This is a genomic window from Acidithiobacillus sulfurivorans (genome assembly GCF_018853815.1).
GTDB classification, from domain to species: Bacteria; Pseudomonadota; Gammaproteobacteria; order Acidithiobacillales; family Acidithiobacillaceae; genus Acidithiobacillus; species Acidithiobacillus sulfurivorans.
The window spans coordinates 61,717-87,070 of record NZ_JAAOMP010000036.1 but is presented as its reverse complement, the minus strand read 5'-3'; the positions used below and the strand labels follow the sequence as shown (position 1 = coordinate 87,070).

The 25,354-nt window shown below is 56.5% G+C and carries 23 protein-coding genes; 6 read left to right on the top strand and 17 right to left on the bottom strand.

Annotated features, from left to right (window positions below; translation table 11 throughout):
• Positions 1-2 precede the first annotated feature (2 nt).
• From fic to moaB, 6 genes are read right to left on the bottom strand one after another with little or no spacing between them, the layout of a single operon-like run.
• The gene (fic, locus tag HAP95_RS04080) at positions 3-605 is read right to left on the bottom strand and encodes a protein adenylyltransferase Fic (protein WP_226832531.1); all 603 of its coding nucleotides are present in this window, start codon (positions 603-605) and stop codon (positions 3-5) included.
• Positions 605-1,642 (bottom strand): virulence RhuM family protein, encoded by a 1,038-nt coding sequence (locus HAP95_RS04075; RefSeq protein ID WP_215883075.1) that lies wholly within the window; start codon positions 1,640-1,642, stop codon positions 605-607. Before HAP95_RS04075 ends, fic begins: the two co-directional genes overlap by 1 nt.
• Before the next feature lie 3 nt (positions 1,643-1,645).
• The gene (locus HAP95_RS04070; RefSeq protein WP_215883074.1) at positions 1,646-3,205 is read right to left on the bottom strand and encodes a type I restriction-modification system subunit M; all 1,560 of its coding nucleotides are present in this window, start codon (positions 3,203-3,205) and stop codon (positions 1,646-1,648) included.
• The gene (locus HAP95_RS04065; RefSeq protein ID WP_215883073.1) at positions 3,202-3,678 is read right to left on the bottom strand and encodes a copper resistance protein NlpE; all 477 of its coding nucleotides are present in this window, start codon (positions 3,676-3,678) and stop codon (positions 3,202-3,204) included. Before HAP95_RS04065 ends, HAP95_RS04070 begins: the two co-directional genes overlap by 4 nt.
• Before the next feature lie 30 nt (positions 3,679-3,708).
• Positions 3,709-4,278 (bottom strand): class I SAM-dependent methyltransferase, encoded by a 570-nt coding sequence (locus HAP95_RS04060; protein WP_215883072.1) that lies wholly within the window; start codon positions 4,276-4,278, stop codon positions 3,709-3,711.
• Between the two features lie 8 nt (positions 4,279-4,286).
• The gene (gene moaB / locus HAP95_RS04055) at positions 4,287-4,829 is read right to left on the bottom strand and encodes a molybdenum cofactor biosynthesis protein B (RefSeq protein ID WP_215883071.1); all 543 of its coding nucleotides are present in this window, start codon (positions 4,827-4,829) and stop codon (positions 4,287-4,289) included.
• A gap of 144 nt (positions 4,830-4,973) precedes the next feature.
• Between moaB and HAP95_RS04050 the strand changes: the two genes are divergently transcribed.
• The 4 genes from HAP95_RS04050 to HAP95_RS04035 are packed head-to-tail and all read left to right on the top strand — an operon-like array spanning position 4,974 to position 8,719.
• The gene (locus HAP95_RS04050) at positions 4,974-5,909 is read left to right on the top strand and encodes a magnesium transporter CorA family protein (RefSeq protein ID WP_215883070.1); all 936 of its coding nucleotides are present in this window, start codon (positions 4,974-4,976) and stop codon (positions 5,907-5,909) included.
• A 30-nt stretch (positions 5,910-5,939) separates the two neighbouring features.
• Positions 5,940-6,881, top strand: a complete 942-nt coding sequence (locus HAP95_RS04045; RefSeq protein WP_215883069.1) for a magnesium transporter CorA family protein — start codon at positions 5,940-5,942, stop codon at positions 6,879-6,881.
• Between the two features lie 7 nt (positions 6,882-6,888).
• Positions 6,889-7,791 (top strand): CorA family divalent cation transporter, encoded by a 903-nt coding sequence (locus HAP95_RS04040; protein ID WP_215883068.1) that lies wholly within the window; start codon positions 6,889-6,891, stop codon positions 7,789-7,791.
• Positions 7,792-7,804: 13 nt separating this feature from the next.
• Positions 7,805-8,719 carry a CorA family divalent cation transporter gene (locus HAP95_RS04035; protein ID WP_215883067.1) on the top strand — a complete coding sequence of 305 codons (915 nt, stop codon included), beginning with the start codon at positions 7,805-7,807 and terminating at the stop codon, positions 8,717-8,719.
• Here HAP95_RS04035 and glcF read toward each other — a convergent pair.
• The 11 genes from glcF to def form a co-directional block, all read right to left on the bottom strand.
• Entirely contained in the window at positions 8,716-9,966 is a 1,251-nt protein-coding gene (gene glcF, locus HAP95_RS04030) for a glycolate oxidase subunit GlcF (protein ID WP_215883066.1), read from the bottom strand. The two genes, HAP95_RS04035 and glcF, sit on opposite strands and share 4 nt — an antisense overlap.
• Positions 9,967-9,974: 8 nt before the next feature.
• Positions 9,975-11,039: a glycolate oxidase subunit GlcE gene (gene glcE, locus HAP95_RS04025; protein WP_215883065.1), complete on the bottom strand. Its 1,065-nt coding sequence runs from the start codon at positions 11,037-11,039 to the stop codon at positions 9,975-9,977.
• Between the two features lies 1 nt (position 11,040).
• Positions 11,041-12,513, bottom strand: coding sequence for an FAD-linked oxidase C-terminal domain-containing protein (locus HAP95_RS04020; RefSeq protein ID WP_215883064.1), 1,473 nt, complete (start codon positions 12,511-12,513; stop codon positions 11,041-11,043).
• Positions 12,514-12,525: 12 nt separating this feature from the next.
• On the bottom strand, positions 12,526-13,866 hold the full coding sequence (locus HAP95_RS04015) for a four-carbon acid sugar kinase family protein (RefSeq protein WP_368356548.1): 1,341 nt from the start codon (positions 13,864-13,866) through the stop codon (positions 12,526-12,528).
• The gene (locus HAP95_RS04010) at positions 13,856-16,075 is read right to left on the bottom strand and encodes a phosphoketolase family protein (RefSeq protein ID WP_215883062.1); all 2,220 of its coding nucleotides are present in this window, start codon (positions 16,073-16,075) and stop codon (positions 13,856-13,858) included. The genes HAP95_RS04015 and HAP95_RS04010 overlap by 11 nt, the downstream gene beginning before the upstream one ends.
• An 86-nt stretch (positions 16,076-16,161) precedes the next feature.
• The gene (locus tag HAP95_RS04005) at positions 16,162-17,565 is read right to left on the bottom strand and encodes a sigma-54-dependent transcriptional regulator (RefSeq protein WP_215883061.1); all 1,404 of its coding nucleotides are present in this window, start codon (positions 17,563-17,565) and stop codon (positions 16,162-16,164) included.
• A gap of 21 nt (positions 17,566-17,586) precedes the next feature.
• On the bottom strand, positions 17,587-19,800 hold the full coding sequence (locus HAP95_RS04000; RefSeq protein WP_215883060.1) for a sensor histidine kinase: 2,214 nt from the start codon (positions 19,798-19,800) through the stop codon (positions 17,587-17,589).
• Complete coding sequence (locus HAP95_RS03995) at positions 19,770-20,375, bottom strand: DUF4390 domain-containing protein (RefSeq protein ID WP_215883059.1); 606 nt, start codon at positions 20,373-20,375, stop codon at positions 19,770-19,772. The genes HAP95_RS04000 and HAP95_RS03995 overlap by 31 nt, the downstream gene beginning before the upstream one ends.
• The gene (rsmB, locus tag HAP95_RS03990) at positions 20,372-21,670 is read right to left on the bottom strand and encodes a 16S rRNA (cytosine(967)-C(5))-methyltransferase RsmB (RefSeq protein WP_215883058.1); all 1,299 of its coding nucleotides are present in this window, start codon (positions 21,668-21,670) and stop codon (positions 20,372-20,374) included. The genes HAP95_RS03995 and rsmB overlap by 4 nt, the downstream gene beginning before the upstream one ends.
• On the bottom strand, positions 21,667-22,602 hold the full coding sequence (gene fmt, locus HAP95_RS03985; protein WP_215883057.1) for a methionyl-tRNA formyltransferase: 936 nt from the start codon (positions 22,600-22,602) through the stop codon (positions 21,667-21,669). Before fmt ends, rsmB begins: the two co-directional genes overlap by 4 nt.
• Positions 22,595-23,098 (bottom strand): peptide deformylase, encoded by a 504-nt coding sequence (def, locus tag HAP95_RS03980; protein WP_215883056.1) that lies wholly within the window; start codon positions 23,096-23,098, stop codon positions 22,595-22,597. The genes fmt and def overlap by 8 nt, the downstream gene beginning before the upstream one ends.
• 90 nt (positions 23,099-23,188) lie before the next feature.
• Here def and HAP95_RS03975 point away from each other — a divergent pair, with 90 nt between their 5' ends.
• Both HAP95_RS03975 and dprA read left to right on the top strand, forming a co-directional pair.
• The gene (locus tag HAP95_RS03975) at positions 23,189-24,256 is read left to right on the top strand and encodes a LysM peptidoglycan-binding domain-containing protein (RefSeq protein WP_215883055.1); all 1,068 of its coding nucleotides are present in this window, start codon (positions 23,189-23,191) and stop codon (positions 24,254-24,256) included.
• Entirely contained in the window at positions 24,256-25,353 is a 1,098-nt protein-coding gene (gene dprA / locus HAP95_RS03970; protein ID WP_215883054.1) for a DNA-processing protein DprA, read from the top strand. Before HAP95_RS03975 ends, dprA begins: the two co-directional genes overlap by 1 nt.
• The last annotated feature ends 1 nt before the right edge of the window (position 25,354 follow it).

Genomic DNA, 25,354 nt, shown 5'->3' with positions numbered 1-25,354 from the left:
GCCTATAGTTCCTCCGTCTTGAATTCGCTATAGCCTTCGTAGTAATAGCTCACATCAATGCCTTTCATAAACAAGGCGCGGTCGTCAATTTTGTCGGTTAATGTGTGTTTGATCAGGTGCTTAATTTCAAGGTCGTTGATTACGCTGCGCTGCATGGCCGAAAGGTAGCTTTCTTTATCCACTTGATTCCAATCCACCACTTGCCCTATAGCTTGCTTGAAAAGCAGATCCAGCCAGATGCGGGTAGCGCGGCCATTGCCTTCTCGGAAAGGGTGGGCGACATTCATCTCGACATATTTTTCGACGATTTCTTCAAAGCTGCGCTGGGGCATGGCGTCGATATGTTTTAACGATGCCTCAAGGTGCATGACCCGTGCAAAGGCGGTTGTGCCCTTGGCGATATTCACATCGCGGATTTTTCCGGCGAAGCCGTAAATCTCCCCAAACAAATAGGCGTGAATAAAGGCAAGGCCTGCGAATTTGCCTACTTCGATCTTGTTCATGTCGCCGGTATCAAAAAGCTTCCTGGCTTTTTGTTTGCTGATTTTTTCTTCCGTCTTGGCCAAGTCGATTTGATTTGTGATGTTGAGTTTGTTTTCGAGCATTATGTTTGATCACTTTGTTGTTCGATAGCGTTGATGACCTTGTCAAAATCAGACATATAGAGCCGATCCTGCACAATGCGGTATTTTTCAAATTCGGTTAGGGCGTGGGCTTTGGCGATTTCGGCAGTGATTTTGCCCGCGTCTTGCAATACTTCGCGGTCGGTTGCCGCAATAAAACGGTTTAAGCGTTCTTCCCAATCGGCCATGGTCATGGGCATTTGCCTTTGCGCCCTATCTTCAGCGATATCGAGATAGGCGTTCACCAGGCGCGAGAGTTGGGCAAGCTCCTTTTCGGTCAGGTAGTTCTTGGCCACCACAACATCGAATTTCTGAATTTTTCCGTTTGGGGCATCTTTCCATGACGTCAGCCCCATGTCGGGCTGCTCCGCATCGGCGCGGGTGTAAACCACTTCGGCGGCGGTTTGTCCGTGAATGGCCCAGTGCAGCTTGTTTTGCACGGTGGCAAAGAAGCGCTTAGTGGCCTGCGCTGTCACGTCGTAGTCAATGGCCGTGGCGTAGATGTCGGTGATCTTCTGGTAGAACTTGCGCTCCGATAGGCGAATTTCGCGGATGCGCTGGAGTTGTTCCTCAAAGTATTTTTTGCCAAGGATGGTGCCGTCATTTTTAAGGCGCTCGTCATCCATGACATAGGCTTTGATGGTGTATTCCCTGATGATGCCCGTTGCCCATTTGCGAAACTGTACGGCCCGCTCGGAATTCACCTTGTAGCCCACGGCGATGATGGCCGACAGGTTGTAATGCTGGGTGTTGTAGTTTTTGCCATCGGTGGCAGTTATCCGGAATTTCCGGATAACTGAATCTTCCTGCAATTCATTGTCAGTAAAGATTTTCTTCAAATGCTCGTTGATGGTTCGTACATTCACGTCATACAGAATGCCCATCATTTTTTGGCTCAGCCAAACATCTTCGTCGGCATAGACTGCTTCAACGCCACCTTCGCCGCTCGCGGCGATGAAGGTTAGATATTCTGCTGCGGATGAGCGAATGGTGGGCACTGATATTTTCTTTTTGCTCATGCCTTAATCCCCCTCAATTTCGGCGACGATGGCGTCAATTTCGGCGCGGAGCCGGTCGATTTTGGCGACGGTGATTTTCAGTTCGGCGTTGAGCCGGGTAATATCCACCGTCTCGCGAGTGTCTTTGGCTTGCACATAACTGCTCACTGACAGGTTGTAGTCGTTGGCGGCAATTTCTTCATAGGGTACGGAGCGGACGAAGTATTCGGCATTTTCCTTACTGTCGAACACGGCCATGATTTGTTGAATGTGCGCGTCGGTGAGGGTGTTGTTGTTGGTTTCTTTTTTGAACAGGGCGCTGGCGTCAATAAACTGGGTGCTGGTTTCGGTTTTGTGTTTGGAGAGCACCAGGATGGTGACGGCAATGGTGGTGCCAAAAAACAGATTGGGCGCGAGCGCAATGATGGTTTCCACATAGTTGTTATCGACCAGATACTGGCGGATTTTGGCCTCCGCACCGCCACGATAAAAAATGCCGGGAAAGCAGACAATGGCCGCGCGGCCTTTGCCGGAAAGGTAACTGAGCGCGTGCAGCACAAAGGCAAAGTCGGCTTTGGATTTGGGGGCGAGTACGCCCGCCGGGGCAAAGCGGTCGTCGTTGATGAGGGTGGGATCGTCGCTGCCGATCCATTTTACGGAATAGGGCGGATTGGAGACGATGGCGTCAAAGGGCTTGTCGCCGTCAAAATGGGGGGCGATGAGGGTGTCCCCCAACTGGATGTTGAATTTGTCGTAATTGATGTTGTGCAAGAACATATTCATCCGCGCCAGGTTGTAGGTGGTGTGGTTGAGCTCCTGCCCGTAAAACCCGTCTTCGATAATGTGCGCATCAAAATGCTTTTTGGCTTGCAGTAGCAGGGAGCCGGAGCCGCAGGCAGGGTCGTAAATCTTGTTGACGCGGGTTTGCTTGTGCATGGCCAACTGGGCGATGAGTTTGGAGACGTGCTGCGGCGTGAAGAACTCCCCGCCCGATTTGCCGGCATTGGCGGCGTAGTTGGAAATGAGAAATTCGTAGGCATCGCCAAACAGGTCGATGTGGTTACTTTCAAAGTCGCCGCTATGCGCATCACCAAAATACAGCCCGGCAACGCCTTTGAGCACGGCGGCCAGGCGGGTATTTTTATCTTTGACGGTGTTGCCCAGACGATTGCTGGTGGTGTCGAAGTCGGCAAACAGACCTTTGATGTCGCGCTCGGAGGGGTAACCGCTGGCAGAATTTTCGATGGCGGCAAAAATATCGGCCAAATCCGTATTCAGGCTTTCGTTGCTGTTGGCGCGGGCGGCCACATTGGCAAACAACTGGCTGGGGTAAATAAAATAGCCCTTGGTTTTGATGGCATCGTCTTTGATGTCCGGGGTGATGATGTTGTCCGGCAACTCGGCGTAGTAGATGCTGTCGTCATCGGCTTCGATATAAATAGCGAAGTTTTCGCTGATGAAGCGGTAAAACAGGGTGCCAAGCACATATTGCTTGAAATCCCAGCCATCGACTGCGCCGCGTACATCATTGGCAATCGCCCATATTTGCCGTTGCAGGGCGGCGCGTTGTTGGATGCTTGTCATTGGGTTTTTCCTGTTTGCGTTTTCTTCAACACCATTTTTGCCGCCAGGGGGCCGGTAATGGGCTGACCATCTATCCCCAACTGAATAAGCTGGTTTTCTCCTACCCGAAAGTACATGGGTTGTTGCATGCCTTCCAGCCGGATGGTGTGACCATTGACCCAGGTAAAGCTGTTACTGCGCGAAAAGGCCGAACCCGGACGGTCCATATAGTGGGTGCTCATTGCATAGGTTTGGTCTTTGTGCAGCACCAGGGTTTCGCGCACTCCGGGACAATCGGCGCAGGGCAGGGTACCCACGTAGGTACCGGCCCAGTCGAGGGCCAACTGGCTGTTGTGCATGTCCGGTGCGGCGGCCTTGGCATTCGTCTTGGCGGCTGGCGCAGCGGGTTCGACCACCTTGGCGGGCAGCTTGGCACAGGCACTCAGGGAAATGGTGGCGAAGACAATAATACTCAAACGGCCATTCCGGGTCATTGCTGGTCTTCCTCTTTGTAGATCAGTAAATTACGCCAGTGTAACAGGGCGGGCAGGCGCTCTCCATATAGCACTGCTGCGATCCTGGTCTTCTGCCAGTACCAGCAACTGCAACGCGGGAAAGGCATGGTTCAGTTCATCCGGACGCAGACGAAAATCCGGGTTTTGCGGTCCACGCCCGGCATAAGGCCCGGCCCAGGTTTCGTAGAACAGTAACCCGTTGGCCTTCAAGGCCTGCGCCAATATCGGGAAAAGCGGGCGGTGCAAAAAATGGGCAACCACTATCACATCGAAGCTGTCCGGCTCCGGTGGCTGCGCCAGCACATCCCGGCATTGGGCATGCAGGGGCAACCCCGCTGCTGCTTGCTGAACGGCGGCAATGGCCGAGTCAGCGTAATCCCAGGCCCAGGTTTCCAGGCCCTGTCTAGCGAGGAACAACGCATTAGCCCCCCGACCACAGGCGAGATCCAGCGCCGTACCCTGTGTGGGTAGCAAAGCTGCCTGCGCCTTGAGCAAGGGCAGGGGTGCTGCTGCCGGGGTGTTGCTCCGGGCGTAGCAGTTATTCCAGCGGGCCTGCCGCTCCAGTGCGTCTTCAGACATGAAGGAGATCAGTGTTCATGACGAATACGCGGTAATAACTCACTGAGATTGCAGGGACGGTGACGGTTATCCAGTTGCGGAATGATGATGGCTTCCATACCCAACCGGACACCTCCGGTAGAACCGGGCAGCAAAAAGACGATGGTGCCCGTACAAATGGCGGCTTCGGCCCGGGACTGAATCGTGCTGGTGCCAATTTCTTCGTAGGACAACATGCGGAATAATTCGCCAAATCCTGGAATGGACTTGCTGATCAGGGGTGCGAGGGCCTCCGGGGTTACGTCCCGCCCGGTGACCCCGGTGCCGCCGGTCGCGACAATGACGTCAATGGTCAGGTCGCTTATCCAGCTTTGCATCTGCTGGCGAAGTGTTTCGGCCGTATCGGGCAGGATGCAACGCGCCGCTATCTGGTGTCCGGCGGCCAGGGCCAGCTCCGCAATTTTGTCGCCGGACTTGTCGGTTTCCGGGGTGCGGGTATCCGAAACCGTGAGTATGGCGAGGGCGAGGGGGATAAAGGCTTTACTATCAGTTGCAGAATGCACATTACTCACAGCGGAATTTCCTTTACAGGCGACACGGAAGTCCAGTATAAAAGGCTCCGTCCCGCGCTCCAAGTTGTGCTGGCTAAGTATCCCTGGTCGGGAACATACCAGACACTGTTGCCCTAACGCCCGCCTCTGATCTGGAGAACATCTATGGATGTATTTCCCCCAGCAGATCATCCTGTGACCGCCCCTTCGGAAGAGCCAAAAATTCCGGATCAGGTGAAGGGCTGGCAACATCTGACGGCGCCCAAACCCGCCGACTGGGTACAGGCCGGGCAGCTTGCTGATGACTGGGATTTTGCCCAGGACATTCTGGACCCTGATGAACGCTCCTGGCTGCGGCGCGAAGAAAATCGGGTGTTTCTCACCTTGCAGTTTCCGGTGCGGGGCATCGTCGACGATGCCTGGACTTTGCGTCCATTGGGAATGGTTCTGCACCAGCAAAGCCTGACTACGCTGCTGGCTGAAGACCTGCCCTCGCTCTCGCCCTTTTTTGTGCAGATGGAGCATCTTTCCAGCCCTCCGGAAAGCATCGAGATACTTGCGGCCATTCTTAAAATACTGGCCCAGAGTTATGAAGACGCCCTGCATCAACTGAACATGGCCATCCATGAAAATGAACGGCAACTGGATTGGACGCAAAGTAATGGTGACTTTTTCACCTTGCTGGAAATCAGTAAAAGTCTGACCCGTTTTGAAGTGGCTCTGGTCGGCAACATTGCCACGGCCTTCAAGATTTCGCGCCTGGCAGAAATTCGCGATGACCTGCCAGCGACCCGACAGGTCGATACGGCCTTACTGGAGTTGCAGGTGGCCCATGAGCGCGCCCGGGTTTATGCCGGAACCAGTACGTCGATGATGGATGCCTACGCGGGCATGGTACAAAACAACATCAACCACGGGCTCAAGGTGGTGACCGTTCTGGCTATGGTATTTTATGTACCGAGTATGCTGGCCACCCTGTTTGGGGTGAACACGACCTTGCCCTTTCAGAAAACCCATTGGATTTTCTGGGTAGTGCTGTGTTTGGGGCTGGGTATTTCCGGGGGATTGGCCGCCTTTTTCAAGCGCAAGGGCTGGATATGATCGGGCAGGAGTCTATAAAGGAGAGGCAGGATGCTGCACTGGTTTGACGATAAAACTGATGCCCAGCTGGAAATCACCCGTGATTTTCAGTGGCCCCCCCGTGCCACCTGGATTCAGGTGGTGGCACCCAGCCAAGCCGAACTGGAATTTGTCGCCAAGCATCTGCAGGTACCCGACTATCTGTTTCAGGACGTTTCCGATGAAGACGAACGCCCACGCCTGGAACGCGACGGGGATGTGGCCCTGATCATTTTGAAAGTGCCTGCCCCCATGCAGGACGATGCGGAACTCCGCTTTCGGACTCTGCCGGTAGGACTCTGGCTGCTGCCCCAGCAGATGGTCACCGCCAGCGCTCATCCCCTGGCATTATGGGACGAATTACGCAGTCAGCGTCAGCGCGGCAAAATCCTGAATGTGCGGGGCCTGCTCGCCGAAATTTTCCAGGCTATTGCCCGGGATTTTCTGCGGGCATTGCGCACTATCAACGCAGAAATAGCCGCCACCGAAAAAATCCTCCGCCACTCGCAGAACAATAATGAATTTTTCCGGCTGCTGGCGCTCAACAAAAGTTTGATTCTGTTTTCTGCCGCGCTCAAGGGAAACATTTCCGTGGCCCAGCAAACCCTGCGCCTGCCCATGCTCCTTCAGGATGAAGGCGATCTGGAAGACATTGCCGATGCCCTGATTGATTTGCAGCAGGCCCGGGACATGACGGAAATTTATGCTTCCACCATTACCAACATGATGGATGCTTATGTGGGCGTGCTCCAGAACAACATCAGCAACACCCTGAAAATCATTACCGCCTGGACCGTGGTGGTGGCTTCCCCCGCTACGGTTGCCAGTATTTATGGCATGAACGTCCCTTTACCCCTACAGGACTGGACTTATGCCTGGCCGGTGCTGATGGGCGGGGGTTTTCTCATTTCCGGGCTGCTCTTTGTATTTTTCCGCAAAAAAGACTGGATCTGAGGCAGCGATGACGGCCCGGTATTTCGACATGGCGCTTGGTGACTGGAATTCCAGTGCTTCATGCACGGGTCCAGGATTATTTCTGCTCAACCCGGAACAGGCCCCCTCCTGCAGCGGACTGGGAAATCTGCTGCGCCATAGTGAAGACCAGCGCCTGTATTGTGAAGGCGAAGAAATCATCTTGCGGCTGCCCGTTGCCCTGTTGGAAGAAGATGCCCAATTTGGCACTGTCGCACGGGTAAGCCACCTGATTGTGCAGCACGACGGCCCCGAGCGCCTGGTCATCATCGCTGAAGACGCTCTGCTGGCAACCCTGCAGCAGGATTGGCTCGGCAGCCTTCAGCAAAATGCCCGTGGCGATCTTCTGCAAAGAATTCTGCTCAACATTATCTACAGTCATGAACGGGTCGCCCGGGTGTTGGTGGATCGTCTCCAGGAACTGCGTATGGCCCTGAAAACCGCCATGGGTAACAGTGAGCTGCGCGAAATTGTGGTCCTGAACCGGGATCTGGGAGAGCTGGTCATCGCCTTGCGCGAAACCGGACTGATTTTGCGCAACGCCTTGCGGGCCACGCCCGGCGAAGCTTCGACCTATCCCTTGCTGGATGCTGCCCTGCGCGAACAACGGCGCATGGAAGATGTGGTCAATCTGGTCTATGAGCGTTATTTGACCGTCACCAATGCCTACAACGGCATCATTCAGAATAATGCGCATACCGTCATGAAGGTCATGACCGTATGGCTGGCGCTGCTGATGATGCCCATTGCCTTTATCATGCCTTTTCACATGATGACCATTCTCCCGCTGGAACACTGGCACTACCTGTGGTTCGGCCTGCTTGCCTATGTTTTTGGAGCCACCCTGATGTTTGCCATCTGGGCCAGAAAACACGGCTTTTTTGCGATGTAGGGAGAAGCAAGACATGCTGCGAATTACGCGAGACTGCCTGCTTTCGGGCAACGCCAACCGGCGCAGCTGGATGGCCCTGGTCAATCCTTCGGCCCTGGAACTGAACCAGGCGGCCATGACTCTGGATATTCCCGAAAGCTTCTTGCGCAAACGCCTGGAAGGCGAGGCATCGCGGCCTCTGATCAAGGAAGAACAACTGATTTCCCTGCAATTTCAGGTGCCGATACCGGAAGATGGGCGCATCGGCCAGTTTTCCCTGGTGCCCCTCAGCGTTTATTTTGTGCCGGGTTATTTCGTAACCCTGGCGGATCAGGAAATCCCCTTTCTCAACCAGCTGATTGATCCTGAGAAACCGCGTAAACGCTGGGAACTTGTCTTGCGTATTATCGCCGAGGTGACCCGCCTGTACCTGCCCACTGCGCGCGCTGTGGCCCGGGAAATGGCCATGGTCGAACGGGATTTACGGCAGGCCCAGCGCCATGATGTGGTGTACCGGGGCCTGGATATTCACGACCGCCTCCTGGCTCTGGATCTGGGCTTGTTGCAGCTGGAGTATGTGGTCAGTGAAATCGGTCTGTTCCTGCCCAAGGAAGACCATGATCTCATAGAAATTCATGAAGATACGCGCATTGAACTGTCACAGGTTCGCGATCAGGTGGACAGCGACCAGGAAACCATCAATGAATTACTGGAATCTTACGCTTATGTGGTACACAACAATGTGAATCATTTGTTTAAATTCATGGCGGCGCTGATTATTCTGGTCACCATTCCATTGTTCATACCGGGCGCGGCGGCCATGAACGTCCCCCTAGGACCCCTACCCCACTGGCGTTATGGATTTGTCGCCGTCACCGGCGGCCTGGTACTGGTGGAAGCACTCACTGCCTGGATATTTTACCGCAAGGGCTGGTTACGGCTGGATTAGGATTTTTCAGGCAGCAAGGCCTCCGCCAGCAACTCCAGCCAATGGCGGACCGGCAGCTCCGTACCTCCCTGTAAATGCAGCTGGCAACCGATATTGGCGGTGGCAATAGAGCAGGGTTGACCCTGTTGCAGGGCGTCCAGCTTTTGCTGACGGAGTTGCCGGGATAATTCCGGCTGCAAAATGGCGTAGGTGCCGGCAGAACCGCAGCAAAGATGCGCATCGGCAACTGCCGTCAATTGGTAGCCTGCGCGTTCCAGCAAGGCTTCGACTTTACCCTGCACCCGTTGCGCATGTTGGAGTGAACACGGCGCGTGAAAGGCCAACGGGCCACGGTTTTTGTGCTCCAGCGGCAGGGCTTCCAGGTGTTCGAGCAGCCATTCACTGGGGTCCCGTGCCAGCGCCGCTACTTGCCGGGCTTTTTCTGCATAATCGGGGTCGTCCTGCAGAGCCTCGGCATACTCTTTGACCATACTGCCACAGCCACTGGCGCTCACCAAAATAGCCTTCGCACCGGCTACAATATGCGGCCACCAGGCATCAATATTCCGACGCATGTAATCATGCGCTTCAGCGCGGGCTTTGAGATGCAAACTCAGGGCACCACAACACCCCGCCTCGGGGGGAACTTCCACTTGATAACCGAGCCGGTCAGCAATCTGCTCCAGGGCCGCTTCGGTTTGCGGCGTCATGACGCTTTGCACACAACCCGCAAGGGCAAGCACCGTGGGCCTCTGGACGGGCGTCGCGGCTTGCAGCGGATGCGGCACTGGAAGCGCTGTGCCAGGCCATTCCGGTATGTTCCGGGCGAGGGCTTCCGGCAAAAAGGGTTTGAACAGAGTCCCCAGTTGCAGCGCCAAACGAAAACGCGCGGGATGAGGAACCACCGCACGCAGCATATTGCGCTTCAGGCGCTCGAGGGCCGGACGCGGAATTTCGTTTTCCAGATGTTCACGGCCAATTTCCGCCAGGCGGGCATAGCGTACCCCGGAGGGACAAGTCGTTTCACAAGCGCGGCAAGTCAGGCAACGATCCAGATGTTTGAGGGTTTCAGCGCTGGCGGGAGTGCCGGCCAAAAATTCCTTGATGAGATAAATACGGCCACGGGGACCGTCCAGTTCGTCACCCAGTAGCTGATAGGTGGGACAGGTTGCCGTGCAAAAACCGCAATGAACGCAACTACGCAATATACTGTCCGCTTCGACAATATCGGCGTCATTCTCAAAACGGGGCGCAATCCGGGTTTGCATAGGCTTCTCTAAAGGGCCGCGTACAGGCGACCAGGATTCAAAATACCGTGCGGATCAAAAGCATTTTTCAGGCGTTGATGCAGGGCGAACAGGGCTGGAGGCAAGGGCTGGAACACTTCCTCGGAGCGATCTCCGCCGCGAAACAGGGTGGCGTGTCCGCCATGCTCAGCCGCCAGCGCCTGCAGGGCGGTAGCATCCCGTTGACCGCGAAGCCAGCGTTGTCCGCCGCCCCATTCAATAAGCGTCTGTCCGGGCAGGGCCAAGGGGGGCGTGGCAGGCGCTACGGCCAGCCGCCAAAGTGCTGCGGTTCCCTGAAAAAACACATGGCGATGTTCACGCAGATTTTTCCAGAAAAGGATGCCGTCGTTTTCATCCAGCACGGCTCCACCGATTTTGCTCTGCGCCGCTGCTACGGCTTTCTCCGTCCCCGACAGACGCAGGTACAAATGGCTCCCATCCCAGGCACTGGCTGACAAAGGCAGGGGCTGGCCCGCCCATTGATTCATCCGGACAATGGCAGTAGCCATGTCGGTGTCGTGTACCAGGGTCAGCTCCCGCTCTGGGCGCGGCAATACTTTGAGTGTCACCTCCAGCAAAACGCCGAGGGTCCCCAAAGATCCTACCAGCAAACGGGAGACATCGTAGCCCGCCACATTTTTCATGACCTGCCCACCAAAGCGCAAAGATTCTCCCAGACCATTGAGCATGTGCACACCCAGCACATAATCCCGGGCAGAACCCGCATAAGGCCGCCGTGGTCCGGAAAAACCACAGGCCAAGGTACCACCGATGGTGGCCTCTGCCCCGAAAAAAGGTGGCTCGAAGGGCAGCATCTGTCCGGCTTCGGCCAACTGTTCCTGCAACGTCTGCAAGCTCGTCCCGGCACGCAGAGTCACAAACAGTTCACTGGGTTCGTAATCCACAATACCTTGATGTTCCCGCAACAGCAGGGGTTCAGCATCAGCGGTTTTTCTGCCGTAAAAGCTCTTGGTCCCGGCCCCCTGAACCTGCAGGGGACGCGACTGCTGATAGGCTTCCCGGACCTGTTCCTGCAAACACTCACGCTGATCCATCTTAAAAGCGCTCCAGTCCTGGGAAAGGTAATTGACCATGATGCACATGCATGGCGCCCAGTTCTGCGCAGCGGTGCAGACTGGGGACAGCCTTGCCCGGATTCAGTCGCCCTTCGGGATCAAAGGCCGCCTTGATGCGGTGCATCTGGGCCAGCTCGGCAGGCGTAAACTGAACGCACATGCTGTCCAGTTTTTCTACGCCGACACCGTGCTCTCCGGTGATGCTTCCGCCGACCGCCACACACAGTTCCAGAATGCGCTGACCGAGGGCTTCTGCGGCGTGCAACTGCTCTTCAACATTGGCGTCATAGAGGATGAGGGGATGCAGGTTGCCATCGCCAGCATGAAACACATTGGCTACCCGCAAACCATATTCGGCGGACCAGATCGCGATTTGTTCGAGAACTTCCGCCAAACGCTTGCGCGGGATGGTCCCATCCATACAATAATAATCCGGGGCCAGACGACCCACCGCCGGAAACGCGGCCTTGCGGCCTTTCCAGAGTAACAGCCGGGTTTCGGCATCAGCGGCAATACGGATGCTGGTGGCCCCTTGCCGCTGTAACAACTTTTCCACGGCGCGCAGTCTTTCCTGAAGTTCTGCCTCGGTCCCATCCAGTTCGCAGAGCAAAATGGCAGCAGCATCGCGGGGGTAACCGGCATGCACAAAATCTTCGGCGGCTTCTATGGCCAATTGGTCCATCATTTCCAGCCCGGCCGGAATAATCCCTGCCGCAATAATGGCACTCACCGCGTCTGCCGCCGCTACAACCGAGGCAAAAGCCGCCAGCAATACCAGGGTATTTTCAGGAACCGGCAGCAACCGCAACGTACATTCCGTCACGATACCCAGCAATCCTTCCGAACCCATCATCAGCGCCAGCAGATCATAGCCGGGACTGTCCGGCGCCTGACTACCGATCTCAAGACGTTCTCCCGATGCATCCAGCACTTCCAGAGCCAGCACATTGTGCACCGTCAAGCCGTATTTCAGGCAATGTACTCCACCGGAATTTTCTGCCACATTGCCGCCAATGGTACAGGCGATCTGGGAGGAGGGATCCGGCGCATAGTACAAACCCATGGGCCGCGCTGCTTCACTGATAGCCAGATTGCGCACCCCCGGCTGCACCTGGGCCGTACGGTTGCTGGTGTCCAGCGCCCGAATCTGCTTGAGCCGCGCCAGGGAAAGCACAATGGCTCCGGCGCTGGGACGAGCGCCACCGGATAAGCCGGTGCCCGCCCCTCTGGGAACCACGGCCACGCCATACTGCTGACAGATTTTCAGAACGGCTTGAACCTCATTTCGATGACGGGGCAGGACCACCGCCAGAGGCAGCTCCCTGAGCACCGACAAACCATCACATTCGTAAGGATGCAGGTCCTCGCTCTGAGTCAGCAGGCCATCGTCCGGCAATATGGCGCGGAGGGCGCTAAGAAATGCGGCATGCTCGGAATCAGTGCTGCCCGCCATAACTTGCGCCCGTCACCGGCCGCGCAGGCGACGCCGTGCCAAGACAAGACTTTCGGCATCGCCGACATTACCAGGAAAAATCACCACCGGCAGGTCAGGATAGCGTGGATGATCATGCGGGCACTGGACCACAGAGCAGCCGGGCAAAATCTGCCCCATCACCCGCGCCTTACGCAGCGCCAGCCCGCTGCTCAGAACATCATTGGAAGTGATGCCACCCTTGCTGATGAGGAAACCCAGATCTTCGGGCAAACCACGCAGCAGATCCATGAGAAAGGCCGATACGGTTTCACCGAAAGCCAGGCGTGTCGCCTGATCCGTAAACTGGCGTTCACTGCGGCTGGTAAAAATCACCAGATCCAGGCCCTGGGCGTGAAGGCTGGCGGCCTGATCGAGAAGATGGGTTAACTGCTTCTTGCCCGCCTCCCCGCTGCAGGCATCCACCTCTATCTCCAGTCCTTGCAGACCCGAGTCCTCCAGCAAGCGGCTGAGCTGCTCGGTGGTTTTACGCACATGAGAACCGGCCAGAATAGCTCCGGCTTTACCCCCGCGTACCAGTTGTGCCATGTTTTCAGCAGGCACCGGCTGGGGCAGCAGATCGGCCAGTGCGGTCAGCAAGCTGGCCGCACTCCGGAACAGAAAACGCTTGCCCTGCCCGGCAGCAGCCCGCAAATCCTGGGCAAAGGCGTGCAGATCTGCTGCTTCCACGGCGTCCACGACCACACAGGCATTATTTTTGAGTGCCAAAAGCTGCGGCAGGCAACCGGCGCGCAAATCCGCCAGACGCAAGCGTTGCACCTGCTCCGCCGGAATGCGTCCGTGGGTTTTTTCGGCCACATAATCGGGCAGATAACTATGCTGAAAGGCGAACACCGAATCCCGGGCAAATTCAGTTTCATGGGCAGGGACTTCTACCCCGTTCTGGATGACATAATGCGTGCTGTCACGGGTAATGCGCCCCCCTTCAAAAAATGCCGGGACCAGAAAATGCGCATCAAAAGGTCCCAACTCCTCGGCCATCACATCGGTTTCGACCGGATAATGGCCACGCAAGGTCGAATCCGAACGACTCACCAGCAACGGTTGAATCGGCTGTCCGTTATTGGCCAGCTGCTCCAGAGCAACATGCAGGTTCCGGCAGATTTCCCGGGTGACCTGTTCGGCACGGGCGGCGGTCATGCCCCGGGTATTACTCAAAACAAAAAAGAGCGGGGAAGCATCCTGTAAGGCTTCCCGCAAGGTTTCAGGGTCCCAACGGGTCAGCAACAGGCAGGAATGTACTGTCTGTGAGCCGGTGGGATCATCGTCAATGACGATGATTTTGGTACGGGTTTCCTGGGGATTACTGCCCACCAAAACTCCGCACCTTGCTGAGAATGGCATCTGCTGTAATCCCATTGAAAGCCATCAGTTCACCAGCGCTGGCGGTAGTTTCACCGCGCTGCCAGGCCAGGGTATCGCGATGTGCCGCGCGACTGCGCAAGAGCACCGGCTCCAGCGCTCCGGCACCGCCACCGCCGATGGTCAGCAACATGTCGCCGGCAAACAACTGGTGGAATTCCGCATCGGCCATGAAATCCGTATCCGGCTCAGATACGGTATGCGCGGCCACATCCGAGGGGCGATACAACTGGCGGGGATTGATGACGGAAACAATGCGCACCCCGTACCCTTCTTTCTCCAGGATCTCGCGGGCTGCGAACACCGGCATCAGCACCATGTCTCCGGTGACGGCAAAAGTTACCGTGCCGCGCGTGCCGCTAGCCCCTTCATAAAGAACTGCTGCTCCCTTGCGGACTGCCGCACGCGCTTCGGCCATGCTCAGATGCACGGACAGCGGGCTTTTCGAGGCGATGATAATCATCGACTTGTTGACGCTATTCACGGCATATTCATAGGCGGCCTGGATGACGTTGGCGTCCGTGGGATAAAGTAAAAACACATTGCCATTACGCATTTGCGCGGCGAAATAGTTTTCGATTTCCGGACGTTGATGGGTCCAGCCGTTGCGGCCCTGCTCCAGGGCTCCCGCCGTGAACATGCATACCGTCGAGGGAGCCTTGCGGCGCAGCTCGGCCATCGCCTGACCCACCGTCTGCATAATCGGCCAGCCGTTGATGGCAAAGGACTCATAGGACAACCACAGGGAACGACTGCCAAACAAGGCCAGGCCCGCTGCCAGACCCGCGCAGGCGTCTTCGTTGAGGGGCTCGTAAACCTGCCCTCCGGGCTGCTGGTTATAGAGCGGATCTTCCGTAGGATGGCGGATTTTCAGGGCATCGTTAATGTTCTTCATGGCTGAAGCTTCATTACCATCGGCATTGCTCACCACGAAGCGCGGGTCCTGCTGTCCCAGCCAGGCGACCAGTGCGCCCATGGCGGTGGCAGGCACCGCCTGTTCTCCGACGGGAAAATCCTGCAGGGGAAACTCACCCAATTGGGCGATTTCCAGCACATGCTCGGTCACCGCTGTTTTGGCAGCAGGGCCGCCTCCGGCACGGGAGAAGTTGTCGCGGACCAGCGCCCAGGCCTCCGGACTCAGCGCGCGCTTTTGCAAAGCAGCTTTGATTTCCGGTGACTCAAAAGTGTCCTTGGGATACAAATTGTGGGATTTTGCACCGGAGACATGCACACCGGCACCCTTCAACTGCTTGAGGATGAAGGCGGTGTGACGACCACTCAAGGCATTTTGCGCGGCCTTGGCGGCAGCACTCAAGACCGCTTCCATAAAAGCCATCCGTTGCCCGAAAGAGAAGCGCGTGGAATCCACATAGGCGCCTTCCTGTCCGGCATCATCATAATCCTTGGCATCAATCAGAATGACCTCATCAAAGTCATGCGCCCGCCAGTAGGCAATCATTTCCTCGTTGCTCATCAGCGAAACCATGGAATGATGTTCCTGGCTGAAACCATTCCAGACCAGGATCGGCAGATAGTTGGTCACCTGGGGATAGGCAAAGTGAAAATGTTTCATGGAGCTCAGTACATACGGTTCGCCAAAGCCGCCATCGCCGATGGTGACCGGGAACAGCGTGCCGGGATGCAGCAGTGCCCCGGCCATGGCGAAATGTTGCCCCTGTCCGAGCGGACCGGCAGGCGCCAACAGACCCGGAATAGCGCCGGAGAGATGACCCAGCAGACCATGCTGTTCGCGGAAGCGCGCCATCATGTCATTCATGTTCTGAATGCCCATAGCTTCCAGAGAGCGGTCGAGAAACATGGCACTGTAAAAGCCGGGCGCGTGGTGCCCCACTTCCGTGACAATATTGGTATGACCGAGCATGACCATGGCCGCATAGGCCTCCGCGCTGGAGGCAAAACCCCCGGGATGACCGGACGACTTGGCGGTACATACCTGCAGCGTGCAATAACGCAGGGCATCGGCCAACAACAGCGACTGATACACAGCCTCTCGTGCCTGGGGATTCGCAATCGCCTTATGATCCGCAGCAATGGCCGAGGATTTGCCATATTCGTCGAAATCCGGCCAGTTCTCACCAAAGTAGAGCATTCCCGCACAAAACTCGGGGGCATTGGTGGGCAAGGTATTTTGCTGGGTCATAACGGCCTTCCTGTAGCGATAAATATTGCGCCCACTCTAAGCAGGATCACAGGAATCCGCAATAGAGCGGGTTTTTAGTATTGAATTCAATCCTCTTCTTCGCCGTCTTCGCCAACTCTTCTTTCGCCCTTCAGGGCAATGCTGAGATTTTTCAGCTTACGATACAGATGGGTACGTTCAAGCCCGACGATTTCAGCGGTGCGGGCAATATTCCAGTCATTGCGCGCCAGATGATACTCAAGAAAAGCCCGTTCAAAGCGTTCGCGGGCCCGTTTGAGAGTACCGCCGAAGTCGTCCTGGTCGAAGTTGCTGTTGGCGAGAGCCATGCGGTTATCCAGACCCAGCGCCCCTTCAATTTCTGCCGCGCTGATTTCCGGGCCTTCAGCGAGAATCAGCAGGCGTTCAACCAGATTCTGCAGTTCCCGGATATTCCCCGGCCAGGGATAGTGGTTGAGAACATCCATGCTGTCCGGCGCAAAACGGCGGCCGGGCAGACCATCACGGGCACCATAAAAACGCACAAATTCTTCAATGAGTATCGGGATATCCGCCGTCCGCGCTGCCAAGGGCGGAACCCGCAAGGGCAAGGCACTCAGCCGATAATACAGGTCACTGCGAAACTGGCCGTTTTGTACAGCCTGGGATAAATCATGGGCACTGCCGGCAATGACGCGCACATCAACCGGTACGGGGGTACTGCCTCCGACCCGGATGATGCGTTTTTCCTGCAAGGCAGAAAACAGACGGGCCTGAGTTTCCAGATCCATATCGGCTATTTCGTCGATGAACAGGGTCCCGCCATGGGCGACCTCCAGACGTCCACGAATGAGTTTGCCCTGGGTTTCATTACCAAAAAGTTCCGTAGCCACATTGGGCCGGGCAATGGCGGCAGCACGCAGGTCCACAAAAGGCCCCTGTGCCCGACGGCTCTGCCGGTGCAGATAACGGGCCGCAACTTCCTTGCCGCTTCCCGCTTCGCCGAGCAACAGGGCCCAGGAGTCTACAGCGGCTACCCGGGTGAGCTGCTCCCGAAACTGACGAATGGCCGGACTATCCCCACTGGGCCGTTCTACCCAGCCGGTCTGGGCACGCAGGTCGCGATTTTCGCGCTGCAGGCGACTGGCCTCCAGGGCGTGGGCAACTGTCAGCAGGGTTTTGTCCAAAGACAGCGGCTTTTCGACAAAATCATAAGCACCCAGCTTGGTCGCCTGTACGGCTGTTTCAATGGTGGCGTGGCCGGACATCATCACCACGGGCTGCTCCAGACCCGCATCCGCCCAGCGCCGCAACAAGGTGATGCCATCTTCACCGGGCATCCAGATATCCAGCAGGACCAGATCCACCATCTGGTCACGCAGAAATTCCTCTGCCGCCGCTGCGCTGCCCGCCGTCTGTACCTGATAGCCTTCATCTTCCAGAATATCCGCCAGGGTCTGGCAGATATCGGGTTCATCATCGACGATCAGAATCTTCAATCTTGCCGCTTCCATGCCACCTCCAGAAAGTCTGGGTCAACCCAGGGGAAAATCCATTACAATACGCGCGCCACCATTAATGCCCTGATTATCGGCAATAATCACCCCGCCATGCTCTTCCACAATGCGGCGGACAATGGCAAGGCCCAAGCCCGAGCCTTTGACCTTGCTGGTCACATAGGGCTCAAATACCCGGGCCAGTAGTTCTGCCGGAAAACCAGGACCGTCGTCCATTACGCTCAACTCTAGCATCTTTGCCGAGCCGCTGTCCGTCAAGCCGGTGCGAATCAGAATATGTTTTCCGGCAGGACTTTGTTCCGTACCTTGCAGGGCATCCATGGCGTTACGCAGCAAATTGTTGAGAATCTGGCGCAGGCGATGCACATCGGCGCGAATACTGGGCAGATCCGCAGCCAGTTCCACGCGGATTTCAATGCCGCTTTCCTGCCCTCGATAGAGGTCCAGAACATCCAGAATCAAGGGATTGATCTCCAGCGACCGAAGCTCAATTTGCGGTTGCCGGGCATATTCGGAGAAAGCATCTACCAGCACTTTCAACGCGTCCACCTGATGAATAATGGTTCGCGTCGCCCGATCCAGGGTTTCACCTTCATCACCCAGACGCTCCAGATATTTGCGGCGCAGCCGTTCGGCCGAAAGCTGGATGGGCGTCAGCGGATTTTTGATTTCATGGGCCAGACGGCGGGCCACCTCGCTCCAGGCGGCGCTGCGCTGGGCGGAAACCAGGGTGCTGATGTCATCAAACACCAGAACAAAGCCCTTGCTGCCGGCTTCGTCGGCAAATTGTGCGCCGTGTACAATCAGGGTTTGCGGTCCATCACTGCGTTCCAGCTGCAGCTCTTTTTGCATCCCGATGCGGGGATGCTCCACCCAGTCGGTCACCAGCTTCCAGAGCGGCTCGAGAATGGCCCCGTCCTGCAGTTCTTGCAAAGCCCGACCCTTGGGTAAATCTTCCTGAAGAATCTGGACCGCTGCCGCATTGATTTCTGCCAGACAATGCTCGCCATCAAAGGTGAGAATGCCGCTGGATAACTGTCCCAACATGGTTTCCAAATAGAGCCGGCGCTGCTCTGCCTGCTCTTGAGCGGCTGCCGCCTGCTGTTTGGCGCGGGCAAGCTGACGCGTCATATTGTTGAAGGAGTGCAGCAAAACGCCTAACTCATCCTGACTGGCAATGGTTTGCAGGGGGATAAATTCGCCTCGGGCTACGGCCTGGGTTCCTGCAGCCAGCCGGGCAATAGGTGCCGTCAGACGACGGGCCAGGTGCAGCCCCATCCAGACGGCAGATAAAACGGCCAACAGCAGTGCTACGGCCAGACTGAGCTGAAAAGCCGTTTTCATGGGCTCGCGCATCAGCATGAGCTGATGGTAGCGGGTATAAGCCACCTGTACGGCTTCTGCCGCCTTGGTGAGCTGTTCGGGAATGGGCTGCTCCACATAGAGCATGCGGTTACTTTCACCCAGATGCGGACTCAGAACGGGAATCAGCGCCTTGACCAGCAGGCTGCCATCCGCTTCAGGTTCAATATTTGCGGTTGGATGCCCTTCTTCCATGGACAGAATTTCCTGACGCGGCAAACGCGGTGCCAAGGCCAGATTATTACTGCTGGTGGCAATAATCCGGTTATCACTGGAAAACAGGGTGACGCTGCTCAAATGGTACTGATCACGCAAGGCAATGACGGTGAGGATGGCGTTACTATCAGATTCACCCACCAAAGCCTGGGCGATACTTTCGGCAGCCAGCAGCGTCGAATTGCGATAACGGTCAATGCCGGCCTTGGCTACATTTAAAGCCTGGTCCAGAGCACTTTGCACGGCCGAACTAAACCAGGAATCGACCCCCCGATTCAAATACTGCCAGGAAAACCCGAAAACCACGGCCGCAGGCAGAAAACTCAACAGGGTGATAATGATCACCAAACGCGTGGCGAGCTGACTGCCTACTTCTCCCCGACGCAGCCGGACCAATAGCGCCACCACGGAAACCAGCACCAAAACCAGCAAAAAAAGGACAATACCCGCTGAAATGACCAACATAGGGACAAAATAGCGGCTTAGAGGCCCGCCCGCGCTGGTAAAAAAATTGATCGCCAGAAAGCCTAAAATGGCCAGAAGCAGTAAAATGGCGCCCCAGCGGGGGCCAACCTTCTGGCGTTCCGGTGCAGCGCCGGCACTCAGGGCGCGTAACCAGTTTCTCAGTTTGAAAGGAGCGCGCTGACGGTCCATGGGGACTCCAGTTTCCAGTGATCCAGCAATGCACGCAGGCGCAGAGGGACAGGCAGAGCCTGTATATCCACATAAACCCGCACTGCTACCCGTCCCCGTGCCGCCCCCTGTTGCAAAGGTAATTCGAAATCATGAATCTGCTTCAAGACGCTGACAACATCCTGCCAATGATTGAATAAGCGCAGGGTGCCTGCTGCATTTTTCAGTGCGTATTGGTTGGTCAGCGGATAATAGTGAATTTGCCAGCGTATTTCTTTTTGCGCATGGGTGCCCAGACCGGTAATAAAGGAAAATGGTTCGGGCTCCCGCCATTCCGCTTTCACGACCCAGATCAGGGTCTGTCCCTGATCGAGAATTTCCTGCAGCAGGGCTTCTTTACTGATTTGCACCTGAGCATTGATTTTCACCCGGTTCATTTCTGGCGCGACCTGTAATTGTTCCACGTGAAACGCGGTGCCAGCCAAAGCCCAGCCAGAACCCATAAAACACCACAACCCCAGGATCAAACCCAGCCAAACCGAGCCGCGCTTCCGCGTCATGCCACCCGCTCGCGCAAAAACCAGCACTGGGGTCATTCAGCTTTCACCAGCAGGGCATAGTAAAAACCATCCATGTCGTTCTGACCCGGCAAATGTTGTCCGGTGAGGGGATGAGCCTGCTGGCGGGCATCCTCATGGCGCGCCAGAAACGCCCGAATCTGCAACAGATTTTCTTCGGGCAGAATCGAACAGGTCGTATAAAGAAGACGACCGCCGGGGCGCAAACAACCCCATAATGCCTCCAGAAGGCGTTGCTGTTGAGCCACGGCCTGCTGGACATCCTCGGCCTGACGGCGCAGGCGGATATCGGGATGCCGGCGAATGACCCCAACGCCCGTACAGGGCGCATCCAGGAGAATGGCGTCATACGGTTCACCATTCCACCAGCTTTCCGGATCACCGGCATCGGCAGCCTGCAGATGGGCGATGGCCCCCTGCCGAAACAGCGCTTCCCGTAATTTCTGGAGACGTTCTGCAGAGCGGTCCAAGGCATCCAGACGGCGTGCGCCCAATGCCCAAAGATGCGCGGTTTTTCCTCCCGGTGCAGCACAAGCATCCAGTATTCGTTCTTCAGATTGGGGGGCCAGAATGTGCGCGGCCATCTGGGCCGCCGCATCCTGCACGGCTACCCAACCCGCGTCCCAACCCGGAAGCGTGGCGACCGGAATGCTTTCGGGAAGACAAAGGGCGGCGTCACTCCAATCCACCCCATGACAGGACAAACCTTGCGCCAGCAGCAACTCCCGATAGTTTTCCGGGCTGACGCGCTGCGTATTGACGCGCAGCCAGAGGGGTGCGGGACGATTGTTGGCGGCGGCAATAGCTGGCCATTCTTCGGGATAGGCTTCCCTTAGGCGCGCGGCCAGCCAGGCCGGATGACCCAGATCAGGATCCGCTATTTGCGCTTCCAGAGCTTCACGTTCACGCAGAAAACGGCGCAAAACCGCATTCATCAGACCTTTAGCCCAGGTTTTCTGGAGAGTTTCGACCATCTCCACCCAATCGTTCACCACCGCAAAAGCGGGGCGCTGGCCATGCCGCAATTCAAAAAGCGCCAGATGCAGAAGAAAACCCAGATTCTGGTCTTCTTCCCGCCAGCTTTTGCGCAGCAGTAATCCGGATAATTTCTGCAGTAACAAATATTCCCGTAAGGTTCCCAGCACCAGCCACTGCAATGTGGCGCGCTCCGGGCCGCTGACTGTAGTAGCCGCCAGGGCCTGATCCACTTTTTCTCCTTCATCCACGGCTTGCAATACCTTGATGGCCGCTTGCCGCAGCACGGTTCCGCCGGGCATGCCGGAGCTTTCCTGGTGATTTGGTTTTTTACTCATCCCAACTTTTCTCCCTGCACAGGATGATACCCACGGATGAAATCTCCCGCGCTGAGTTTTCCCTTGCCCGCTGGTTGCAAAAGCAATAATTCGAGTTGCCCGTTACCACAGGCTACCGTGAAACTCTCCTTGTGGATGGCGGTGATGTTTCCTGGCGCAATATCCACCGTTGCCGCTATCGGTCTGGCTTGCCAGACGCGCAATCCTTTCTCCCGAAACAGCGTATGCGCAATGGGGCTGGGATTAAAGGCGCGCACCTGACGGTCCAGCGTTGCAGCGGGAAGCTGCCAGTTCAGCAAGGCTTCTTCTTTCTTCAGCTTACGCGCGTAGGTTACCTGACTTTCATCCTGAACCAGTGCCGTTGCGGTCCCTGCCCAGAGCGCGTCCAGGGCCTGCCGCAAGGCGGCTTTGCCCAGAAGTGCCAGACGCTCATGGAGGCTGGCCGCCGTGTCTTCGGGATGTATGGGACATGTCAGTACGTTCAGCACCGGTCCGGAATCCAGCCCTGCTTCCATTTGCATAATGGCCACCCCGCTTTCCGCGTCTCCGGCAACAATGGCACGGGCAATGGGGGCAGCACCACGCCAGGCGGGTAGCAAGCTCGCGTGTACATTAATGGCGCCAAGGCGGGGTGTATCAAGAATTGCCTGAGGAAGTATCTGTCCATAGGCCACGACGATCAGGAGATCCGCTTGCAGACTACGCAGCAAATCCAGAGCCTCGGGAGTTTTGCAGGACTCCGGCTGAAAAACCGGAATACCCGCCTCCAGCGCCAATTGCTTGACCGGACTTTCCTGCAGATGGCGGCCGCGCCCGGCAGGCCGGTCGGGCTGCGTAAACACCCCTACCAGAGTTTCCGTGCCGGCCAGTAATTCTTCGAGAACAATGCGGGCGAATTCGGGAGTTCCCGCAAACACAATGCGTTTACTCACCCTGACGCACCCGCTTTTCCGCCTTGCGACGGATCAGATTCTGTTTCAGGCGCGACAAATGATCCACAAACAAGGTGCCATTGAGATGATCAATTTCATGCTGTATGCACACGGCCAGCAGACCGTCGGCTTCGAGTTCGATGGGTTTCCCCTGCACCGTCGTTGCCCGCAGGGTAATTTTTTCGGCCCGCCGAACCGTTTCCAAAACACCGGGAACCGACAGACAACCTTCTTTCATTTCTTCCTCGCCACTATGGGCGATGATTTCGGGGTTCACCAGGACCATCAAATCATTGCGATTTTCAGAAACATCCACGACAATCAGGCGTTGTCCGGCGGCCACCTGAGGAGCCGCCAAACCGATCCCTGGAGCATCGTACATGGTTTCCGCCATGTCATCGGCAAGCTGCTGGACCTGCTTGTCCACCCGGACAATAGGCTGCGCCATATTCTTGAGGCGCTGATCGGGAAATTCGAGTATTTTCAGGAGCGACATTTTTACCACCAATTAAACGAAGGGCTATCCGGCAAAAAACGTATCTTGGACTAATACTATCCCCTGCGGAAGTCCAGCGGAGATCATTACATGCACAAACACATATGGCGCAACCTTGTTTTTACCCTCGGCCTGAGCGCCCTGGCTCCGGTAATAGCCCAAGCGGCGCCTGCCGGGATTCAACTGCGCACACAACAAAGTTATACCGTAAAACCTGGAGATACCCTCTGGGGCATTGCCGGCCATTTTCTGGTTCATCCCTGGCAGTGGCCACAGATATGGCACAAAAATCCCTACATTCAAAACCCCAACCTGATTTATCCTGGTGATCGCATTGTCATCCGCTACGGTGCCAATGGTGAACCCGAACTGGGTCTCGCATCGTCTTTCAGTGAAAACGGAACCAATTTTGTGGAGCTGCGTCCACAAATGTCGAAAGAGGCCGTACCCTCGGTTTCTACCGGTGAAGTGATGCCCTTTCTCGGCAGCCCCGGCGTAATCGACAGTAAAAAAACCTTCGCGCAACTGCCTTATCTGGCTGCAGCCGCCCAGCAAAGGCCCACCTATGTGACCGGGAATACGCTCTACACGGTCGGACTGGAAAAAGCCCCTGTTGGCAGCCGCTACCAAGTCGTCACCCTGGGACCGGAGTTATTCCAGGCCAAGACCCATCGTTCTTTGGGCTATGCTCTGGAAGACCTGGGGCAAGTGACGGTCACCCAGAGTGGCCATCACGCTGCGGTGCAAATCACCAAAATGCGCAAAGAAATTGATCTTGGTGCACGCCTGGTACCCGTAGTCACGACGGCAATCCCTCATTATTTTCCCAGTGCCCCCCTCCATGCTGTCGTGGGCCATATCATTGGCCAACTGGATGGGAACCCGGCGCTGACCGTCGGCCAGGTAGTCATTATTGATCAGGGTGCCCAGGACGATCTCAAGCTTGGTAATATCCTGCAGATTCAGCGTAGCGGGGTAACAACCAATGCGGTTACCGGCAAGGCCTTTGCACTGCCGGACCAAACCATTGGCGATATCATGGTGTTCCGGGTTTTCCCCTCGGTTTCCTATGCGGTCATCACCATGGCCAGTCGGAGCATCCGTCTGGGGGATGAAATCCACAGTCCTGCCTCAGCCGATGACACTGTGCAAAAATAATGTCTGATGCCGCCTGGCTGGCACTTTGCCGAATTAACGGTTTGGGGCCGCAGCGGCAACAGGCTTTACTGGAGCGCTTTAGCCATGCTGCCGCCTGCTTTCAAACGGGTGCCGGCCTGTTACAAGACCTCGGTTTGTCCGCAAAACAAATCCAGGCTCTACAAAAAGATCCCGATGACCTTATCCGTCCTGCTGACCGACGCTGGCTGAATAGTCCCGATACGGATTTATGTCGCTGGACAGATGCGGATTATCCGCCTTTGCTGCGGCAAATTCCCGACCCACCGCCCCTGTTGTTTATCCGGGGACAGCGTTCCTGCCTGAACCAGCCCATGCTGGCCATTGTCGGCAGCCGCTCGGCAACGGCTTTAGGGGCAGCTACTGCAGAAGCTTTTGCCCGCAGTCTTGGTGAAACGGGACTGATCATCACTAGCGGCCTGGCCTTGGGCATTGACGCTGCAGCCCATCGTGGTGCTCTGGCCAGCGGAACTGTTGCCGTACTGGGCACCGGTGCCGATCTGATTTATCCGCGCACCCATTTACAGTTGGCGCACCAGATTATCGAGCATGGCCTGCTCGTCAGTGAACAGGCTCCGGAAACCGCGCCACATAGTGGCCTGTTTCCGCGTCGCAACCGCATCATCAGCGGGCTCAGTCTGGGTGTACTGATTGTTGAGGCAGCGGAAAACAGCGGCTCCCTGATTACTGCCCGCCTCGCTATGGAACAGGGGCGAGAAGTATTTGCGGTACCCGGTTCGATCCATTCACCATTGTCCCGAGGTCCGCATCGCCTGATTCGTGACGGTGCCAAACTGGTAGAAAGTGCCGAGGATGTGTTGAGCGAGCTGGGTCCGCTATTTGGCGCATTATGCCAGGCCCGACCGGTAACAGCAGCGGATAATTGGCAACCAGACGATCCCCATCAGGCGAAAGTCTGGGCAGCCATGGGCTTTGATCCTCTGACAGCGGAAGAAATTGCTGCGCGTTGTGGATTGACGCTGGGCGAGCTTTCGGCCATCCTCTTGGAAATGGAAATATCAGGTTACCTCACGGCCAGTCCCGGCGGCCGGTTCTGTCGCCTCCCTCCTGCACCCTGAA